This window comes from Novosphingobium sp. CCH12-A3, assembly GCF_001556015.1.
GTDB classification, from domain to species: Bacteria; Pseudomonadota; Alphaproteobacteria; order Sphingomonadales; family Sphingomonadaceae; genus Novosphingobium; species Novosphingobium subterraneum.
In genome coordinates this window covers 1-17240 of the sequence record NZ_LSIA01000206.1, presented here as the reverse complement: position 1 = coordinate 17240, position 17240 = coordinate 1, and the positions used below count along the sequence as shown (strand labels likewise).

Here is a 17240-nt window from a genome sequence, read left to right as displayed (position 1 = left end):
AGCCGCGCCGCCCCCGGCGCATGATAGACAAAGAGGACCAGGCCACGTGCGATACGCTTATGGTGTGACTTCGGCGCTGCTGCTCGCAGGCAGCGCACTGACCCTGGTGACAGGCTTCCCGGCAGGCGCGCAGGTCGCGCAGAACGACCAGTCGGAAATGCGCAGCGTCGTTCCCCGCGCTGGCGCGCCGTCGAGCTTTGCCGACCTCACGCAGCAGCTCCAGCCGGCGGTGGTGAACATCTCCACCCGCCAGCGCGTGAAGGTGCAGAACAACAACCCGTTTGCCGGAACGCCCTTTGGCGACCTGTTCGGTGGCGGTCAGGGTGGCCCGCAGACGCGCGAAGCCCGGTCGCTGGGCTCGGGCTTCATCATTTCGGCCGATGGCTACGTGGTGACCAACAACCACGTCATAACCGCAGATGGGCAGGGCGAAGTCGAATCGATCACCGTGACCACTCCCGACGGTACTGAATACCCGGCCAAGCTGATCGGCAAGGATGCCGCATCGGACCTCGCCGTGCTCAAGATCAGCCGGCCGACGCCCTTTCCCTTCGTCAAGTTCGGCGATTCGCGAAAGGCGCGCGTGGGTGACTGGGTGATCGCCATCGGCAACCCCTTCGGCCTCGGCGGCACGGTCACGCAGGGCATCATCTCGGCGGTCTATCGCAACACCGGTTCCGGCTCGGCCTATGACCGCTATCTGCAGACCGATGCCTCGATCAACCGGGGCAACTCGGGTGGCCCGATGTTCGACATGGCCGGCAACGTCATCGGCATCAACAACGCTATTTTCTCGCCCACCGGCGGCTCGGTCGGCATCGGCTTTGCCATTCCGGCAGAGATCGCCGCGCCCATCGTCGACAAGCTGCGCGCAGGCCAGGCAATCGATCGCGGCTATCTCGGCGTGCGTATCCAGCCCCTTTCGGAAGACCTTGCCGCCTCGCTCGGTCTGCCGAAGAACCGTGGCGAGTTCATTCAGGCGGTAGAGCCAGGCCAAGCTGCTGCCAAGGCTGGCATGCAGGCCGGTGACGTGGTGGTGAAGGTCGATGGGAAGGACGTTACGCCTGACCAGACCCTGTCGTTCATTGTCGCCAACACCACCCCCGGCAAGCGTATCCCGATCGAACTGCTCCGCAATGGGCAGCGCCTGACCATCCAGACCGTGGTCGGCAAGCGCCCGACCGAGGAAGAACTCGCCCAGCAGAGCTTCGACCCCGACGCGCAGGAAGATGGCGGCTTCGGCGGCAAGCAGCAGCAGCAGAGCGGAAGCGTCCTGCAGAGCTCACTTGGCGTGGCGGCAATTCCGCTCACGCCGCAGATCGCCCGCCAGTTGGGCGCGGGAGAGGACGCAAAGGGCGTGGTCATCACAGCCGTCGATGCGTCATCCGATGCCGGAGCCAAGGGCCTGCAGCGCGGCGACATCGTGCTTTCGGCAAACTACGTCAACGTCGCCTCGATTGCGGACCTCGAACGTATCGTCCGCCAGGCCAAGGCAGAAGGCCGCGAAGCCGTTCTCCTGCGCATCCAACGCCGTGGCGCGCCAGCGCAATACGTGCCCGTGCGCGTGCGCTGATCGCAGTCAGAAGCAAGAATCGGAAGAGCCGCTCCAGCGATGGGGCGGCTCTTTTGTTTGGCCGGAGTTCAGGCGCTGCCGGTCTGCGCCACGAGGTGCGAAGGATCGATGCCCTCGCGCTTCCACGCCTGCTGCCAGCGCCGCCCGGTCGGCGTCTCGAACAGGATCTCCGGGCGCCCTTGCGCCGCGTACCAGCCATGGCGCCGCATTTCGCCTTCGAGCTGCCCTGCACCCCATCCGGCGTAGCCCAAGGCCACAAGATAGCGGCTCGGCCCGCGCCCTTCGGCAATCGCACGCAGCACATCCATCGAAGCCGAGAGGTCGCACAGCGAATTGACCGTGACGCTGCCCTCGCCGCCCCAGTCGTTCGAATGCAGCACGAAGCCGCGCGCCGTCTCTACCGGGCCGCCGTTGAGAATGGGCACATCGGGCGCGACGCCGGGATCGATGCCAACGTCTTCCAGCAGCCCGTGCAAGGTGATCCCATCGCGCACGTGGCCGATGCCGATGCCCAGCGCCCCGTGCTCGTCATGCACGCACATCGCCACCACGGCATGATCGAATCGCGCATCGCCCATGCCCGGCATGGCCAGCAGCAGACGTCCGGAAAGATATTCGGCTTCACTCATCCCTGATGACATAGGGACGCGGCTTGTCGATTGCGAGTGCGGTCATCGCCTCAGGCAATCACGCCGCCGCCTTGACCTTGCGATCCTCGGCCGCTTCGAGCAGTCGCTTCTCGACGGTCTTCATCCGGCTCTCGCTGTCGATCTTCTCGCCCAGCACGTCGGTAACGTAGAACGTGTCGACCGCGCGTTCGCCATAGGTGGCGATGTGTGCCGAATGGACCACCAGCCGCGCCTCAAAAAGCGCGCGGGCAAGCTGGTTGAGCAGCGCCGGGCGATCCCGCGCGCCCACCTCGATCACGGTGAAGCGGTTCGAGGCCTTGTTATCGAAGATCACGATCGGGCGCACGTCAAACGCATCCGCACGTGGCCGCGCCAGCGGACGTGCAGCCAGTTGTGGCACCAGCTTCACCCGGTTGGCCAGAGCATCGGCAATCGCATTCTTCAGCCGCGCGATCTGGCTGGCTTCGTTGAGCGGGCGGCCCAAGGGGTCCTGCACGAGGAAATTGTCGACCGCAGTGCCGTTCCGGGCGGTGTGGATGCGCGCATCGATGATGTTGCCACCGGCAAGGTGGATGCCCCCGGCGATGCGGTAGAACAGGCCGGGGTGGTCCGCCGCCAGCACCGTGACTAGCGTGGCCCCGCGTGCCGGATACCAGTGCGCCTCCACCGAAAGCGGCTCACCCAGCGCGGTGTCCATCTGCTGGAGGTTGAGCGCGATGATGTCTTCCGGCTCGGCAATCCAGTATGCATCGCCAAGCTGCTTGCCGACCGTCCCGATCAGCGCATCGCGCTCGCGCAGGATCGTGGCGACGGCCTTCTTCTTGGCGGCGATGCGTTCGGCACGGCCATGGGTCTTGTGGCCCAGCCGCAGCATTTCCTCTGCCGATACGAACAGGTCGCCCAGCAACTGCCGCTTCCACGAATTCCACACGCCCGGCCCCACTGCGCGAATGTCGACCACGGTCAGGATCAGCAGCAGGCGCAGGCGTTCCTGGCTCTGCACCGTGTTCACGAAATCGGCGATGGTCTTGTAATCGGCCAGATCGCGCTTGAACGCCGTTGCGCTCATCAAGAGGTGCCAGCGCACCAGCCAAGCCACCGCTTCGGTCTCGGCAGCCGACAGGCCGAGACGTGGGCACAGCTTCATCGCCACTTCCGCGCCAAGCACCGAATGGTCACCCTGACGACCCTTGGCGATGTCGTGCAGCAGCGTTGCGACATAGAGCACGCGGCGCGAGGCGACCTTGCTGACCACTTCGCTGGCCAGCGGGTGATCGTCCTTGACCTCACCCTTCTCGATGCGCGCCAGCAGGCCGATCGCGCGGATGGTATGCTCGTCGACCGTGTAGTGATGATACATGTCGAACTGCATCTGCGCGACGACCCGGCCGAAGTCGGGCACGAAACGGCCGAACACGCCCGCCTCGTTCATCCAGCGCAGCACCGTCTCGGGATCGTTGCGGCTGGTCAGCGTCTCCATGAACAGCGCATTGGCGCGCGGATCCTTGCGCAGCGCGGCGTCGATCAGGCCGGAATCCCGCCGGGCGATGCGCATGGTTTCCGGATGGATCTCGACCTGTTCCGATGCAGCACAGGAAAACAGCTCCAGCAGCCTGACCGGATCTTCCTGGAAGGTCGTGTCGGATGGCGCGGCCAGCTTGCCCGCCTCGATCACGAACGGCCCCACCTTCTTGCGACGGCGGCTGCGCAAGGCGGCGAGGAAGCCGCGCTTTTCCTTGGCGAACTGCCCGTCGAGCTGTGCCAGGAACACCCCGGTCAACGAGCCGACCTGTTTCGCCTGCAGGAAGAAGTACTGCATGAACCGCTCGACCGCGCTCTTGCCGGGGCGATCGGCGAAATTCATGCGGGTGGCGACTTCGCGCTGCAGGTCGAAGGTCAGCCGGTCTTCCGCACGCCTGGTGATGGTGTGCAGATGGCATCGCACCGCCCAGAAGAAGTTCTCGGCACGGCGGAAGGCGCGATATTCCTCTGCCGTGAGCAGGCCGACGTCGACCAGCTCCGAGGCGTCGCGCACCTTGTGGATGTACTTGCCTATCCAGTAGAGCGTGTGCAGGTCGCGCAGGCCGCCCTTGCCCTCCTTCACGTTGGGTTCGACGACATAGCGGCTGTCGCCCAGCCGCTTGTGCCGGTCGTTCCGCTCCTGCAGTTTCTCGGCGACGAACTGCTTTTCGGTGCCATTGACGACTTCCGCCCAGAAACGGGCCGACGCGCTGTCGAAAAGGTCACGATCACCCCAGACATAGCGCCCTTCGAGCAGCGCGGTGCGGATGGTCAGGTCACTCTTGGCCATGCGCACGACCTCGTCGAGCGAGCGGCTGGAATGGCCGACCTTGAGGCCTAGGTCCCACAGGAAATAGAGCAGCGCCTCTATCACCTGCTCGCACCACGATGTCGGCTTGATCGGCGTGACGAACGCGATGTCGACGTCCGAATGCGGCGCCATTTCTCCGCGCCCGTAGCCGCCAACCGCGATCACCGCGATACGCTCGCCCATCGAGCGATTGCTCGCGCGATAGATGCGCCCGACGACATGGTCGTAGATGATGCGGACCAGCTGATCGACAAGAAAGGCCTGCGCCTGCGCGCTTTCCGTGCCCGAGGAAGGCTTGGCTTCCAGCCTGCGGGCGATCTCGGCGCGGCCGTCTTCCAGCGCGGTACGCAGCAGCTCCACCACGGCCTGCCGCGATTTCTCGCCGTTCTCGGCGAACGCCGCCGCGATGGCATCGGCAAGCTGCCGACGGTCAATGATGGCGCGCTGGTTGGCAATCCGGGGAAGCATCATAAGCAAAGCTCTATCGCGCAATTCCCCGATGCGTAAGCCGATAAACGGGGCATTCCCGGCTCAAGCTATCAAAGAAGTATGGCCAACTGGCCCAGCCAGCGTGCTGAAGGTCGGGCGTATTGTTCTAAGGCAGGGATTGTCCACTTCGGAAAAAGGTCCACACTTCCGGCCAAGGCAAGAGGGGATTGGAGCAATGGGCGAGACCAAGCGATCACTTCTGGCGAGAAGCGCGACCTTTCTCGCCTTCTTGAGGCAGCAGCGCCGCAATTCCGCCGCCCGCAGATCGGCCCTGGGCGGTCCCGACCCTTCGGCCACCATCCTGCTCGATGGCTCTGAACAACGATGGACGCCAAGTGGCTACAGCTTTGTCATGGGCGAACATTTCCAGGTGATCGCCACCGGCCATCAATGGCTCTCCAAGCCGCTGGGGCTTGTGGTCGAACCGCGCTCGACGGTTTACATGCGGATCGGCGACGGCCCCGTGCGCAAGCTGATATCCCACGACGCGGTCTACGCCGCATGGAGCACCGGCGAACTGTCGTTCCTGACAAAGGGACTGTCCGAGTTCGCTGACACGAGTGGCGGGCTTTTGCCCGGGAAGCGGCCGCGCCAGGCCCCCGGCGTCGGACTGCGGGTCATCCCATCGAACGAGAAGGCGACGGCTACGGGCCAGCCCGCAGGGTGGGAGTACCTATGGCGCATCGGCGATGGGCGCATCTACATGGGCGATCCGGATGACATCACGGTCTCGACCGAGGGTGACGTGGGTATTCTTCAGAGAGAAGTCGGCATCGCCCTGACGGACCAAACGGAACTGAGCTGGGAATGGCTTGTGGAGCAACTTCCTTCGTCCCTGCCGGAAGACCTCGCATTCACCCACGATTACCTGAGCATAGCCGTGGAGTTCGATAATGGGCGGGATCTCACGTATATGTGGAGCGCGGGCCTGCCTGAAGGGCACGTCTTCCGATGCCCGCTCGGCTGGTGGTGTGAACGAGAAACGCACTGGACCTTGCGCAGCGGGTCGCAAGGCTTGGGTCATTGGCATCGGGAACGACGGCGCGTCGCTGAAGACTATGCGGCGGCGTTGGGCGGGGCAATGCCGAAGCGGATCGTGCGTGTCTGGCTGATAGCCAACAGTGTGTTCCAGCGGAGCGCAGGGAGGGCGCGCTTCCGGCAGATAAGGCTCCGCTAGATGCGCCTGTCGATAACTACGACGTCCTGCAGCTCGTAACCCAAGGTGTCATAGAAGCCGCGCGCGGCGCTGTTATCGCCGCGCACCATGAGTTGGATCTTCGGGCTACCAAGCGCCTTTAGCCAGTCCTCTGCGGCGCCCATCAGCGCGCGGCCGATGCCTTGCCCGCGGCGGTCTGGCGCGGTGGCGAGGTAATAGACCCAGCCGCGATGACCGTCGAAGCCGACCATCACGCTGCCGCCTAATTCTGCCCCGGTTTCGGCCAGCAGTATCGTCGATGTCGGCGTCGCCATGGCGAGGTCAAAGTCGGCGCCGGGGTCGTTCCACGGCCGTGTAAGCCCCGCAACCTCCCACAGCGCGACCGTGGCTTCACGGTCCGCCGCAGTGGCTGCGCGGACGCTCACTCCCACTCGATCGTGCCCGGCGGCTTGCTGGTGTAGTCATAGACGACGCGGTTGATGCCCTTGACCTCGTTGACGATGCGGGTCGCCACGCGCGACAGGAAGCCTGCATCGAACGGGTAGATGTCGGCGGTCATGCCATCGGTGCTGGTCACCGCGCGCAGGGCGCAGACGCTGTCGTAGGTGCGGAAATCGCCCATGACACCCACGGTCTTGACCGGGAGCAGCACGGCGAAGGCCTGCCAGATCGCATCGTAGAGCCCGGCGTTGCGGATTTCCTCGAGGTAGATCGCGTCGGCCTTGCGCAGGATGTCGCAGCGTTCGCGCGTGACCTCGCCGGGAATGCGGATGGCGAGGCCCGGGCCCGGGAAGGGGTGCCGGCCGACGAAGATCTCGGGCAGGCCCAGTTCGCGTCCCAGCGCGCGCACTTCGTCCTTGAACAGTTCGCGAAGCGGCTCGACCAGCTTCATGTTCATGCGTTCTGGCAGGCCGCCGACATTGTGGTGGCTCTTGATCGTCACCGAAGGGCCGCCGGTGAAAGAGACCGATTCGATCACGTCGGGGTAAAGCGTGCCTTGCGCCAGGAAGTCGGCGCCGCCGACCTGCTTGGCCTCGGCCTCGAACACGTCGATGAAGGTCTTGCCGATGAACTTGCGCTTGGCTTCCGGATCGGTCACGCCGGCAAGGCCGCCAAGGAACAGCGCCGATACGTCCTTGTGGACCAGCGGGATGTTGTAGTGGTTGCGGAAGAGCGACACGACCTGCTCGGCCTCGCCCATGCGCATCAGGCCATGGTCAACAAAGACGCAGGTCAGCTGGTCGCCGATGGCTTCGTGGATCAGGACTGCGGCCACCGCCGAATCGACACCGCCGGAAAGGCCGCAGATCACGCGGCTGCTTCCCACCTGCTCGCGGATTTCGGCGATCTTGGTCTTGCGGAACTCCGCCATGGTCCAATCGCCGGTGCAGCCGCAGACGTGGCGCACGAAGTTGGCGATCAGCTTGCCCCCGTCGGGCGTGTGGACCACTTCGGGGTGGAACTGGGTACCGTAGTACTTCTTCTCGTCGTTGGCGATGACCGCGAAGGGCGCGCCATCGGATACCGCGACGATGCGGAAGCCCGGAGCGAACTGGGTCACCTTGTCGCCGTGGCTCATCCACACCTGGTGACGTTCGCCTTCCTTCCACAGCCCGTCGAACAGGACGCAGGGTTCGGTCACCGTCAGGAACGCACGGCCGAACTCGCCCGAATCGCCCGGCTCGACCTTGCCGCCAAGCTGATGGCTCATCACCTGCTGGCCGTAGCAGATGCCGAGGATCGGCAGGCCGCTGTCGAACAGCACTTGCGGAGCGCGAGGGGATCCATCGGCGGGCACGCTGGCCGGCGATCCCGAGAGGATGATGCCCTTGGGCTTCATCCGGTGGAACGCGGCCTCGGCCTGCGTGAACGGTGCGATTTCGGAATAGACCCCCGCTTCGCGCACGCGGCGGGCGATAAGCTGCGTTACCTGGCTGCCGAAGTCGACGATCAGGATCGATTCTGAAGGCTGGATGCTCATGGCTGGCCGATAGTGGCAGCGGGCTTTTCTGTCCAGATGGCGGGCGAAATGTGGCAGTTGCGTTACATGCAACTGCAAGTGCCCTGTTCGCACTTGCAGCATACGTCATTCGGCGTATTTGGGCCGCAGTTCCGATGCTTCCAGCCCACCCTGCCGGATGAACACGAACTGGGAGGATGTCCTGCAAGGTGATCTCAACAGGAGGAACACCATGCGCGCCATCACGGCTTTTGCATTCCCGATCATCCTCGCTGCTGGCCTCAGCAGCCTGATGTGGACTGCCACGCTCGCCTGAGCAGGCAGGGAAATGCGATAAACGACAAAAGCGGCTGCCCCGGCGGGGCAGCCGTTTTGTTTATCCAGCGCCCTTTCTGACAGACTTCCGGCCTCCGTCGCACCGCGCTAGGCTCGCGCCATGACAGTCACCCGCTTTGCCCCCAGTCCCAACGGACCGCTCCATCTCGGGCATGCGTTTTCCGCAATCGTCGCTCATGACCGAGCCATTCGCGATCAAGGCGAGTTCCTTTTGCGGATCGAGGACATCGACGGCGCCCGCTCGCGCCCCGAACTTGCCGCAGAGTTCCGCGAAGACCTCGACTGGTTGCGGCTGAGTTACCGGGAAGTTGCCCCCCAGTCCTCGAGAGTTGGAGATTATCGCACCGCCGCCAACGAACTGCGCGCGATGGGCATTCTGTACCCGTGCACCTGCACTCGCGCCGAGGTTGCCGCCGCCGCCGTGGCGCATGGGCCTGACGGTCCGCTCTACCCCGGCACCTGCCTGCGCCGCGGGCCTACGCTCGGCCCGCAAGTCGCATGGCGGCTGGACATGGAGCAGGCGACGCTGCTCGCGGGCGAACTCGAGTGGACTGACGAGCGCCACGGCGTTCAGATCGCCACGCCTGAAATCTTCGGCGATGTGATCCTGTGGCGCAAGGATGCGCCGGCCAGCTACCACCTTGCCGCAACGCTTGACGATGCAACCGACGGCGTGACGCACGTGACGCGAGGCATGGACCTTTTCCGTGCGACCCACATCCACCGCCTGCTCCAGCATCTGCTCGGCCTGCCGGTGCCGGTGTGGCATCATCATCCCTTGCTGGTGGAGGCCGATGGGCGCAAGCTGGCGAAGCGCCGCGACGCCCCGGCCCTGGCGGACCGGCGGCGGGCGGGCGAGGACGGGCGCGCGGTCGCAGCCGAGGTCCGCGCTACCCTATTTGACACTGGTATTTCGCTGTCCGACGCCATAGATCAGTGTCCATGAACTACGTCCTGATCCCGCTGATCATCATCTTCGTCGCGCTGACGGTCGTCTCGCTCGTGCGCGGGATCATCGCCTTCCTGAACAGCACCAAGGAAGATCTCAACCGCGATCCCGCCTCGGGCGCGACGGCAAACCAGTTGCTGCAGAACAAGATGATGTTCAATCGCATCAAGTTTCAGGGACTCGCCGTGGTTACGGTCGCCATCCTGCTCGCCTTCTCGCGCTGAGGCGCGCACACCACAGCAATGGTCAAGCTCAACAAGATCTACACGCGCACCGGTGATGACGGCACCACCGGCCTTGTCGACGGTTCCCGCCGCGCCAAGCACGATGTCCGCATGCAGGCCATCGGCGAGGTGGACGAGGCCAACAGCCTGATCGGCCTTGCCGCAGTCGTCGCGTCGGAAACCACGGCGCGGAACCTGCAACGCATCCAGAACGACCTGTTCGATCTGGGCGCGGATCTCGCCACGCCCGGTGATGACTTCACCCCTTCCGAGATGGTCCTGCGCGTGGTCGAGAGCCAGGTCGCGTGGCTGGAGACGGCGATCGATACGCTGAACGAAGGCTTGCCGCCGCTGACCAGCTTCATCCTGCCAGGCGGAGCGGAGGCCGCGGCGCGGATTCACGTCGCCCGCGCTACCGTGCGCCGGGCAGAGCGTAGCGCGGTCGCACTGGCCGATGCAGAGCCGGTGAACCCGCAGGCGCTCGCCTATCTCAATCGGCTTTCGGACTATCTGTTCGTGCTGGCCCGGGCGACGAATGCGGGCAGCGACCCGCTGTGGGTTCCTGGCGCCTCGCGCCAACCCTGAACGCGCCTCGCGCTAGCATCAGGTGGACTAACGTCCCGCCGCTCGCTAACCGCCATTCCCGCATTTCATTCAGAGCGGGACATCCTCATGATCAAGACGGTTGCAGTGATCGGTGCGGGCCAGATGGGTTCGGGCATCGCCCAGGTATCGGCGCAGGCGGGGCTCAAGGTCCTGCTCGGCGACGTGTCGATCGAACTGGCTGACAAGGCCAGGGACAAGATCGCCAAGGGCCTCTCCAAGCTGGTCGAGAAGGGCAAGGTCGATGCCGCCCTCGCTGCAACGACCGTCGCCAACCTGCACACCTTCTCTGATCACGCCGCCCTCGCTGAAGCCGACCTGGTGATCGAAGCGGCGACCGAGCGCGAGGACATCAAGCACAAGATCTTCGAATCCGCCGGAAAGCACCTTGCTCCCCATGCAATCATGGCGTCGAACACCTCGTCGATCCCGATCACGCGCATGGCAGTATCCTCGCCGGATCCGGAGCGCTTCATCGGAATCCACTTCTTCAATCCCGTACCGCTGATGAAGCTGGTGGAGGTCATCCCTGGCCTTGCCACTTCGGTTTCCACAATCGAGGCGGTGCGTGATTACGTGGCGAACATCGGCAAGGAAATCGTGCTCTCGCAGGACGAGCCGGGCTTCATCGTCAACCGCATATTCGTGCCGTTCATCAACGAGGCGGCCTTCGTGCTGGGCAGCGGCACGGGTTCGATCGTCGACATCGACAAGGGCGTCAAGCTTGGCCTCAACCATCCGATGGGCCCGCTGGAGCTGGCGGACTTCATTGGCCTCGACACGCTGCTCGAGATCATGAAGATCTACCTCGCCTCGACCGGCGACCCGAAGTACCGCCCGGCGCCATTGCTGCAGAAGTACGTCGAGGCAGGCTGGCTCGGCCGCAAGAGCGGGCGCGGCTTCTACGACTATTCCGGCGAAGTGCCGGTCCCCACGCGCTAGAGCGTTTTCGAACCAGATGGAATCATCTGGTGACTCGGAAAACGCGGCAAAACAAGAATCCAGAGCGATCCGTACGATGCAATCGGAACGGATCGCTCTGAGGAACAGGCAGGCGATCAGGGCGTAGTCTTCGGCAAAGGAGATACGCCCATGATCGACGACAAGACGCCAGCGCCCGAAGCGGTGAATACCGAGCAGGAAGACGGCGACGCCCAGGCGCAGACCGTTGCCGACGAGGCTCTTTCACGGGCGACCAGCGTGCTGGGCGAGCAGGATCTGGGCGAGAAGGTAACCGGCCAGGGGCTTGGTGGTGACGACGCCGACGTGCCCGACCTCGTTGACCACATGAAGCAGATGGTCAGCTCCGGCCGGATCGACATGAGCGCCTATCGCGGCGAGCGCAACGACGACGATGAGGCAGGGATCTACGGCGAGGGCGTGCCCGAAGACGATGAGACTCCGCGCGGAGCCTGAAGCCGAAATCAGGGCGCGGGTTCACCCCGCCCTGCCGCGACCTCGTCGGCGGGCAAGTCGTGATCTGGATCTCCAGGCTCGACACCGTCAGGAAGCTGGCGAAGTTCGACCATCTTTCCGTCCAGTTCGACCTCGCCGATCAGTCGCCCTTTCCCCTCTGCCATCTCGCCTTCATCAGCCCACTTTTCAAAAGCGGACTGTCTTTGAAGCGCTGCGGCATTCTCGGCAGTGGCGACGTCTGCCTGTGCGGGAGCGCTTGCCTTGCTGCTGAGACCGCTGGCGATCAGCGCACCCACGACCAGCACGCTTCCGCCCAGCAGAAATACGGCATAGCGATAAGTCGATCTGGCATCGGACATCGGCTACCTCTGGTGTGTGGCTACGCATTATTGCGGGCTCAACCGTTAAGATTCGCACAACTTTCGCATGCCCTTCCCATCGGCCCCCTGCCCATCGGAATCGTCCCGACCAATGACCACGATCGTCCTGCTTGTCCTGTCCAACCTGTTCATGACGATTGCGTGGTACTGGCACATCCAGGGCGGCCCCGCAGCTGTCGCCCAGCGACCGGTGCTTCTGGTCATCCTGATCAGCTGGGGCATTGCCTTGCTGGAATATTGCCTGGCCGTGCCGGCCAATCGCATCGGCGCATTGAGCGGATGGAGCGCCGGTCAGCTCAAGATCACGCAGGAGGCGATCGCGCTGATCGTGTTCGGGGTGTTCATGGTCGTGTTTCTGAAGGAGCCGCTGCACTGGCGGCACTTCGCCGCGTTCGCCTGCATCATGGCCGCCGTGGCGTTCCTGTTTGGCGGCAAATAGCGGGCGCTATTTCGCGTCCTTCGCCCAGGGATCAACGTGTGCGGGCCTTGCGCTCCCGGAAGAGTCGCGGTCCTCGGCAGCAGGCACCAGCGACCAGGTGAGAAGCAGGATCGAGCCTGCCCACCACAGCGCTTTCCAGCGGCTTGCAAATATCGTGGTGAGCCGTGGTCCGAACAGGAACGACCATGGCACGAGCCGGTTATCCAGTGGTTACCACTGAGAGAAATACCTGAGCTGGAAGCCCTGAGTCCCTCCCCTTAGCCTCATCACTGAGCGAAGGCATACGGAGGCGCGGGACGGAGCCGGACCTTCCAGAACCCGTCCATGCACAAGATCACAGTCCTCCTCGCCACGGCTCTCGGCCTCACGTCGCTGGCCGCACTGTCGCCCGCCGATAACGCCCTTGCCAGCGCGGCCCCGCCGGACACGGCGCAAGCCCGGTTCGAATTGTGCGCACCGGGCCCGCGCGTGACCTGCGTCGTGGATGGCGACACCTTCTGGCTCAACGGCCTCAAGATCCGGATCGCAGACATCAACACGCCCGAAACTTCCCAGCCTGCATGCGTGGCGGAAGCCAGGCTCGGCATGCGGGCGACACACCGGCTGGTCGAATTACTCAATGCCGGACCGTTCGAACTGGAAGTGCAGGGGCGCGGCACTGACCGCTATGGCCGTGCGCTGCGGGTCGTCACGCGAAACGGGCGCAGCCTTGGCGCAATTCTCGAGGCCGAAGGCCTCGCCGAACTTTGGAAGGGCCGGCGCAGCAGTTGGTGCGAGGCCTGATCCAAGCTACGGCTCCGGCAAACGGCCCGGTAATCGGTCACGCCTGACCCGGGGTTTCAGGCCGCGCGCAGGCCCGTGAGCGCCTTTGCACCGCGATCCTGGGCGGAAAGTCCGTCGAACACCGCGTCGACGATGCGCGCCAGCTTGTCCTCGTTCAGGCGTTCCATGAACGTGGTCATGGTATTCAGCGCGCAGTAGGGGGCACACATCTGGTTGACGAGGCTGATCGTCTCGTCGACTTCGAGCCCGGCAAAATGCCCGTCGCTCATCCCCTCGCCAATGATTTCGCCGAGGTAGTGATCGGCAAGGTCGATGTAGCTGCGGATCTGTTCGAAGTTCTCGTTCCCGACCTCGATGTAGGTCTGGAGCTTTGCCGGGTCGGCTTCCCACTTCTTCTTCATCACCAGAAAGCGTCGGGCGAAGAATTCGTACATCTTGCGGCGCGGCGGCAGGTCGCTCGCCAGAACGTCTTCCATGATGTCGACCATCGGCTTGAACCAGTGATCGGCAATCGCCTCCATCAGCTCTTCACGGCTTTCGAAATAGCGCGAGAGGTTGGCCTGGCTGATCCCGGCGCGTGCGGCAAGTTCCGAGAGGTTGAGCCCGGCCCCGCCGCGCTCCTCGACCATGGATTGCGCCAGTTCGACAAGCCGGGCGCGCATGGCGTCTTGCTCTGCTGCGGATGGAGCCATGGTTCCCTGTGCGTCCTCAGTCTTGGGCCTCTTGCGCATTGTAGGGAGGCATGGCGCCCGAGACAATGGTTGCGCATACGAAGGCTGATCGGCCTGCCCCGCATAATCGGCCTTCAAAGCGCAACACCAATGGGCTAGGTCGCCCTCAACCGGTTGCACCCGTTACGATAAGGTCGCTTTCCCGATGCATCAGCGCGTTCGTCTTGTCCTGCCCTTTGCCCTGTCCGGACTTCTCGGCGCCTGTGCAGCGCCGATGGCCGGTGGCGGAGCCTCGGGGCCGGTCGAGGTCGGCATCGTCGGGATCAACGACTTTCACGGCAGCCTCGAACCACCGCGCCAGGCGGTGAATGTCAGCGATGGGAAGGGTGGCATCACGCCAGTCCCCGCAGGCGGCGCGGCGTGGCTGGCATCGGCAATCGATTCGATCCGGGCGAAGCATCCGCAGTCAATGACGGTTTCGGCCGGAGACATGATTTCGGCCTCGCAGCTGGCCTCCTCGCTCTATCTGGACGAGCCCACGATCGGCGTGATGAACCGCATCGGCGTGGACTTCAACGCGGTCGGCAATCACGAATTCGACCGTGGCCAGCAGGAACTGCAGCGCATGCAGAATGGAGGTTGCGAAAAGTTCACCGCCAAGGAACCTTGCGCACTCGAGAAATTCACCGGCGCAACCTTCAAGTACCTCGCCGCCAGCACGAAGCGCGCCGATGGCTCGACGCTGTTTCCGGCAACCGGGCTCAAGACCTTCGGTTCGGGCAACCAGGCGGTGACCGTGGGCGTGATCGGGCTGACGCTGAAAGGTACCCCCAATCTGGTGAACCCGACCGGCATCCAGGGCCTGACCTTCGAGGATGAGGCTGACACGATCAACGCCGCCGTACCGCAACTGAAGGCGCAAGGGGCGGACGCCATCGTCGTGCTGATCCACGAAGGCGGGCGGACCAAGGGCGATCCGAACCCGCAAGGCTGCAATGATTTCGCCGGAGACATCCGCCCGATCCTCGACCGGCTGGATAGCCGCGTGGACGTGGTCGTCTCGGGCCATACGCACTGGGCCTACGTCTGTGATTACGCGCAGCTCAATCCGGCCAAGCCGTTCCTGCTGACCAGCGCGGGTGTCTATGGCGAACTCGTCACTGACATCACGCTGCAGATCGATCCGGTGGCAGGGCGCGTGGTTTCGAAGCGGGCCGAAAACGTGATCGTGCAGTCGGTGCCCTACACCTCGACGCGGGGGCCGCTCGGCAACACGCCGCTGTTCCCACAGTTCCAGCCGAGGGCCGACATCGCGCAATACGTGGCGAAATACGTCGAGGCCTCGAAGGAATACACCCAGCGCCCGATCGGCAGGATTGATCGCGCAGCGCCCAAGAACGAGGGCGCAGAAGGCGGCGCGGGCGGTCCACTGGGCAATCTCATCGCCGATGCGCAACTCGGTGCGACGCGGGACAAGGGCGCTGAGATCGCCTTCATGAACCCCTTCGGCATCCGCGCCCCGCTGGTCCCGGCAGCAGATGGAACGCTGACCTTCGGCGACATCTACCTGTGCCAGCCCTTCGGCAACAACGTGGTGACCGAGAGCATGACCGGCGCGCAGATCAAGGCCGTGCTGGAAGAGGGGCTGGACGATACCGGGCCGAAACAAGCGCTGGCGCCGTCCGTGGGTTTCGAGTTCCGCTATGACCCGGCGCGGCCTTCAGGGAACCGCATCGTGACGATCACGCTCGACGGCAAGCCGCTGGACATGGCGAAGACCTACCGCGTGACGGTGAATGGCTTCCTCGGGCTGGGCGGCGATGGCTTTTCGGGCTTCGTCGGTAAGCCCGATACGGTCACCGGCCCGACCGACATCGATGCGCTGGAAAGCTGGATCAAGGCCGTGCCCGTGCGCACGGTGCCGCAGGAGGTGCGGGCTGGGGTGGTGAGGTAACCGCCGTACCCGCTCCAACGTCCGTCACCCCGGCGCAGGCCGGGGCCCATGACCTGTCAACGTTGCGAAACCTCGCTGTCAGCAAGGCCGGACCTAACCGGAATGGACCCCGGCCTGCGCCGGGGCGACGGTTGGGGAGTGGCGAAAGAGCGAGGCAGTCGAATAGCCTGTTCCTCATTGATGCCCGACGTCTGTCTTCCGTCATCCTGAACTTGTTTCAGGATCCATTTCGCCGATCAAGCCGCCGCTCGTGCTGAAAGATGGACCCTGAAACAAGTTCAGGGTGACGGGAGCGGCCTCTCAATGGTCCAGCCCGATCCTTCCCAGACGGTACCCGGAACGACTTGATAGTACTCTTCAGCCTTAACGAATTCCCCGATCCCGGTGCCCTTTCTCAGGAGACACTCATAGTCCTTTTTCCCGAGGCGGTTCGTTGGAATATGCACGCTGTAGTCATGCGGGCCAGTATCGAGATCAAAACGCCCCAAACACGTTCCAACTGTCTCAATCAGTTCAGTTTTCAGTTCATCACTCAGGTTTGCTCCTCGTATCACCAACTCTTCCGGTTGGTTGAAATAGAACCTGTCGATCACCTGCGCAGAAAGCATTGTGAGGGCTGAAGCAAACGCGCCGGTCGCCACCCAGAACAGTCTGCGCTCGAAAAGCTTGCTCACCCAGCGTGGTTTGCTCATTTCACCCCCGCTTCGGCCACCAAGGCACAAACCCCGAAGTCCGCTCGACGTATTCCCTATACCCCGGCCGCCGCTCTTCCATGCCCTTTTCCAGCAGCGGCTTGCCTGACCACTTGGTCAGGGTGAAGGTCAGGAACACCGGGCCGATCAAGCTCGCCAGCGCGACCCACAGGCCTGCCTCGGCGGCGGCGAGCCAGATGCCCCACCAGACGCAGGCGTCGCCGAAGTAGTTGGGGTGGCGGGTATAGCGCCACAGGCCGGTCTGGAGCACGCGGCCCTTGTTGGCGGGATCGGCGCGGAAGGCGTTCAGTTGCGCATCGCCCACCGTCTCGAACACGATGCCGACCAGCCACAGTACGGCCCCGGCCAAGGCCAGCGCGCCCAGCGGTGCAGGCCTTGCGCTGGCGAGCACGCCGAGTTGTGCGGGCAGGCAGGTAACGAACAGCAGCAGCGCCTGCGGGGCGAAGACGAACTTCAGCGCAGCCGACGTGAAATTGCCTTGTGCCTTGGCCTTGCCCAGCATCCTGGCATAGCGCGGGTCTTCCCCATGGCCGCGCCAGCGGGTGTAGAGGTGCCACGCCAATCGCGCCGCCCAGATCGTCGCCCGTGAAAAACTCTGAAGCCTTTGGGAATGCGTGGGTTTTAGCGGATTTG

At 64.1% G+C, this 17240-nt stretch carries 19 protein-coding genes; 11 read left to right on the top strand and 8 right to left on the bottom strand.

Annotation, left to right across the window (positions count from 1 at the left end; genetic code table 11):
* Positions 1-46: 46 nt before the first annotated feature.
* Positions 47-1573, top strand: a complete 1527-nt coding sequence (locus AX703_RS15810) for a Do family serine endopeptidase (protein WP_197423739.1) — start codon at positions 47-49, stop codon at positions 1571-1573.
* Positions 1574-1641: 68 nt separating this feature from the next.
* Here AX703_RS15810 and AX703_RS15805 read toward each other — a convergent pair whose 3' ends face one another.
* Together AX703_RS15805 and AX703_RS15800 are read right to left on the bottom strand one after the other, a co-directional pair.
* Entirely contained in the window at positions 1642-2202 is a 561-nt protein-coding gene (locus AX703_RS15805) for a YqgE/AlgH family protein (protein ID WP_039333498.1), read from the bottom strand.
* Positions 2203-2260: 58 nt separating this feature from the next.
* Positions 2261-5005: a [protein-PII] uridylyltransferase gene (locus AX703_RS15800; RefSeq protein ID WP_062345388.1), complete on the bottom strand. Its 2745-nt coding sequence runs from the start codon at positions 5003-5005 to the stop codon at positions 2261-2263.
* Between the two features lie 193 nt (positions 5006-5198).
* Here AX703_RS15800 and AX703_RS15795 point away from each other — a divergent pair, with 193 nt between their 5' ends.
* Positions 5199-6200, top strand: a complete 1002-nt coding sequence (locus AX703_RS15795) for a DUF3047 domain-containing protein (protein WP_062345386.1) — start codon at positions 5199-5201, stop codon at positions 6198-6200.
* Here the strand turns inward: AX703_RS15795 and AX703_RS15790 are convergent.
* Positions 6197-6610: a GNAT family acetyltransferase gene (locus AX703_RS15790; RefSeq protein WP_062345384.1), complete on the bottom strand. Its 414-nt coding sequence runs from the start codon at positions 6608-6610 to the stop codon at positions 6197-6199. The two genes, AX703_RS15795 and AX703_RS15790, sit on opposite strands and share 4 nt — an antisense overlap.
* On the bottom strand, positions 6601-8160 hold the full coding sequence (gene guaA, locus AX703_RS15785) for a glutamine-hydrolyzing GMP synthase (RefSeq protein WP_039333492.1): 1560 nt from the start codon (positions 8158-8160) through the stop codon (positions 6601-6603). The genes AX703_RS15790 and guaA overlap by 10 nt, the downstream gene beginning before the upstream one ends.
* Positions 8161-8317: 157 nt before the next feature.
* Between guaA and AX703_RS27460 the strand changes: the two genes are divergently transcribed.
* The 6 genes from AX703_RS27460 to AX703_RS15760 all read left to right on the top strand — a co-directional run bounded on the left by AX703_RS27460 (position 8318) and on the right by AX703_RS15760 (position 11667).
* Positions 8318-8455, top strand: a complete 138-nt coding sequence (locus AX703_RS27460) for a hypothetical protein (RefSeq protein ID WP_156135743.1) — start codon at positions 8318-8320, stop codon at positions 8453-8455.
* Between the two features lie 120 nt (positions 8456-8575).
* A complete protein-coding gene (gluQRS, locus tag AX703_RS15780) occupies positions 8576-9421 on the top strand; it encodes a tRNA glutamyl-Q(34) synthetase GluQRS (RefSeq protein ID WP_062345382.1) in 846 nt (281 codons plus the stop codon).
* Positions 9418-9648, top strand: coding sequence for an HIG1 domain-containing protein (locus AX703_RS15775; protein ID WP_039333487.1), 231 nt, complete (start codon positions 9418-9420; stop codon positions 9646-9648). The genes gluQRS and AX703_RS15775 overlap by 4 nt, the downstream gene beginning before the upstream one ends.
* 18 nt (positions 9649-9666) lie before the next feature.
* The gene (locus AX703_RS15770) at positions 9667-10233 is read left to right on the top strand and encodes a cob(I)yrinic acid a,c-diamide adenosyltransferase (RefSeq protein WP_062345380.1); all 567 of its coding nucleotides are present in this window, start codon (positions 9667-9669) and stop codon (positions 10231-10233) included.
* Between the two features lie 87 nt (positions 10234-10320).
* On the top strand, positions 10321-11193 hold the full coding sequence (locus AX703_RS15765; protein ID WP_082734637.1) for a 3-hydroxyacyl-CoA dehydrogenase NAD-binding domain-containing protein: 873 nt from the start codon (positions 10321-10323) through the stop codon (positions 11191-11193).
* Positions 11194-11343: 150 nt separating this feature from the next.
* Positions 11344-11667: a hypothetical protein gene (locus AX703_RS15760; RefSeq protein ID WP_062345379.1), complete on the top strand. Its 324-nt coding sequence runs from the start codon at positions 11344-11346 to the stop codon at positions 11665-11667.
* A gap of 8 nt (positions 11668-11675) precedes the next feature.
* Here the strand turns inward: AX703_RS15760 and AX703_RS15755 are convergent, their stop codons facing one another.
* A complete protein-coding gene (locus AX703_RS15755) occupies positions 11676-12026 on the bottom strand; it encodes a hypothetical protein (protein ID WP_062345376.1) in 351 nt (116 codons plus the stop codon).
* Between the two features lie 112 nt (positions 12027-12138).
* Here AX703_RS15755 and AX703_RS15750 point away from each other — a divergent pair, with 112 nt between their 5' ends.
* Together AX703_RS15750 and AX703_RS15745 are read left to right on the top strand one after the other, a co-directional pair.
* On the top strand, positions 12139-12486 hold the full coding sequence (locus AX703_RS15750; RefSeq protein WP_039333480.1) for a DMT family protein: 348 nt from the start codon (positions 12139-12141) through the stop codon (positions 12484-12486).
* 324 nt (positions 12487-12810) lie between these two features.
* On the top strand, positions 12811-13269 hold the full coding sequence (locus AX703_RS15745; RefSeq protein WP_062345374.1) for a thermonuclease family protein: 459 nt from the start codon (positions 12811-12813) through the stop codon (positions 13267-13269).
* A 56-nt stretch (positions 13270-13325) separates the two neighbouring features.
* Here the strand turns inward: AX703_RS15745 and AX703_RS15740 are convergent, their stop codons facing one another.
* The gene (locus AX703_RS15740) at positions 13326-13961 is read right to left on the bottom strand and encodes a TetR/AcrR family transcriptional regulator (RefSeq protein WP_062345449.1); all 636 of its coding nucleotides are present in this window, start codon (positions 13959-13961) and stop codon (positions 13326-13328) included.
* Positions 13962-14145: 184 nt separating this feature from the next.
* On the opposite strand from AX703_RS15740, the gene AX703_RS15735 reads away from it, so the two are divergent.
* Positions 14146-15894 (top strand): bifunctional UDP-sugar hydrolase/5'-nucleotidase, encoded by a 1749-nt coding sequence (locus AX703_RS15735; protein WP_062345372.1) that lies wholly within the window; start codon positions 14146-14148, stop codon positions 15892-15894.
* A gap of 278 nt (positions 15895-16172) precedes the next feature.
* Here the strand turns inward: AX703_RS15735 and AX703_RS15730 are convergent, their stop codons facing one another.
* Together AX703_RS15730 and AX703_RS15725 are read right to left on the bottom strand one after the other, a co-directional pair.
* Complete coding sequence (locus AX703_RS15730) at positions 16173-16568, bottom strand: hypothetical protein (RefSeq protein ID WP_156452091.1); 396 nt, start codon at positions 16566-16568, stop codon at positions 16173-16175.
* A gap of 19 nt (positions 16569-16587) precedes the next feature.
* The coding region (locus AX703_RS15725; RefSeq protein WP_062345447.1) for a DUF1295 domain-containing protein at positions 16588-17240 on the bottom strand (653 nt) is incomplete at its 5' end.

Bases quoted from the DNA above. Each gene is read 5' to 3' on its own strand.
- AX703_RS15805 (WP_039333498.1), bottom strand. From the start codon at position 2,202: ATGAGTGAAGCCGAATATCTTTCCGGACGTCTGCTGCTGGCCATGCCG.
- AX703_RS15800 (WP_062345388.1), bottom strand. From the start codon at position 5,005: ATGATGCTTCCCCGGATTGCCAACCAGCGCGCCATCATTGACCGTCGG.
- AX703_RS15795 (WP_062345386.1), top strand. From the start codon at position 5,199: ATGGGCGAGACCAAGCGATCACTTCTGGCGAGAAGCGCGACCTTTCTC.
- guaA (WP_039333492.1), bottom strand. From the start codon at position 8,160: ATGAGCATCCAGCCTTCAGAATCGATCCTGATCGTCGACTTCGGCAGC.
- AX703_RS27460 (WP_156135743.1), top strand. From the start codon at position 8,318: ATGAACACGAACTGGGAGGATGTCCTGCAAGGTGATCTCAACAGGAGG.
- gluQRS (WP_062345382.1), top strand. From the start codon at position 8,576: ATGACAGTCACCCGCTTTGCCCCCAGTCCCAACGGACCGCTCCATCTC.
- AX703_RS15775 (WP_039333487.1), top strand. From the start codon at position 9,418: ATGAACTACGTCCTGATCCCGCTGATCATCATCTTCGTCGCGCTGACG.
- AX703_RS15770 (WP_062345380.1), top strand. From the start codon at position 9,667: ATGGTCAAGCTCAACAAGATCTACACGCGCACCGGTGATGACGGCACC.
- AX703_RS15765 (WP_082734637.1), top strand. From the start codon at position 10,321: ATGATCAAGACGGTTGCAGTGATCGGTGCGGGCCAGATGGGTTCGGGC.
- AX703_RS15760 (WP_062345379.1), top strand. From the start codon at position 11,344: ATGATCGACGACAAGACGCCAGCGCCCGAAGCGGTGAATACCGAGCAG.
- AX703_RS15755 (WP_062345376.1), bottom strand. From the start codon at position 12,026: ATGTCCGATGCCAGATCGACTTATCGCTATGCCGTATTTCTGCTGGGC.
- AX703_RS15750 (WP_039333480.1), top strand. From the start codon at position 12,139: ATGACCACGATCGTCCTGCTTGTCCTGTCCAACCTGTTCATGACGATT.
- AX703_RS15745 (WP_062345374.1), top strand. From the start codon at position 12,811: ATGCACAAGATCACAGTCCTCCTCGCCACGGCTCTCGGCCTCACGTCG.
- AX703_RS15740 (WP_062345449.1), bottom strand. From the start codon at position 13,961: ATGGCTCCATCCGCAGCAGAGCAAGACGCCATGCGCGCCCGGCTTGTC.
- AX703_RS15735 (WP_062345372.1), top strand. From the start codon at position 14,146: ATGCATCAGCGCGTTCGTCTTGTCCTGCCCTTTGCCCTGTCCGGACTT.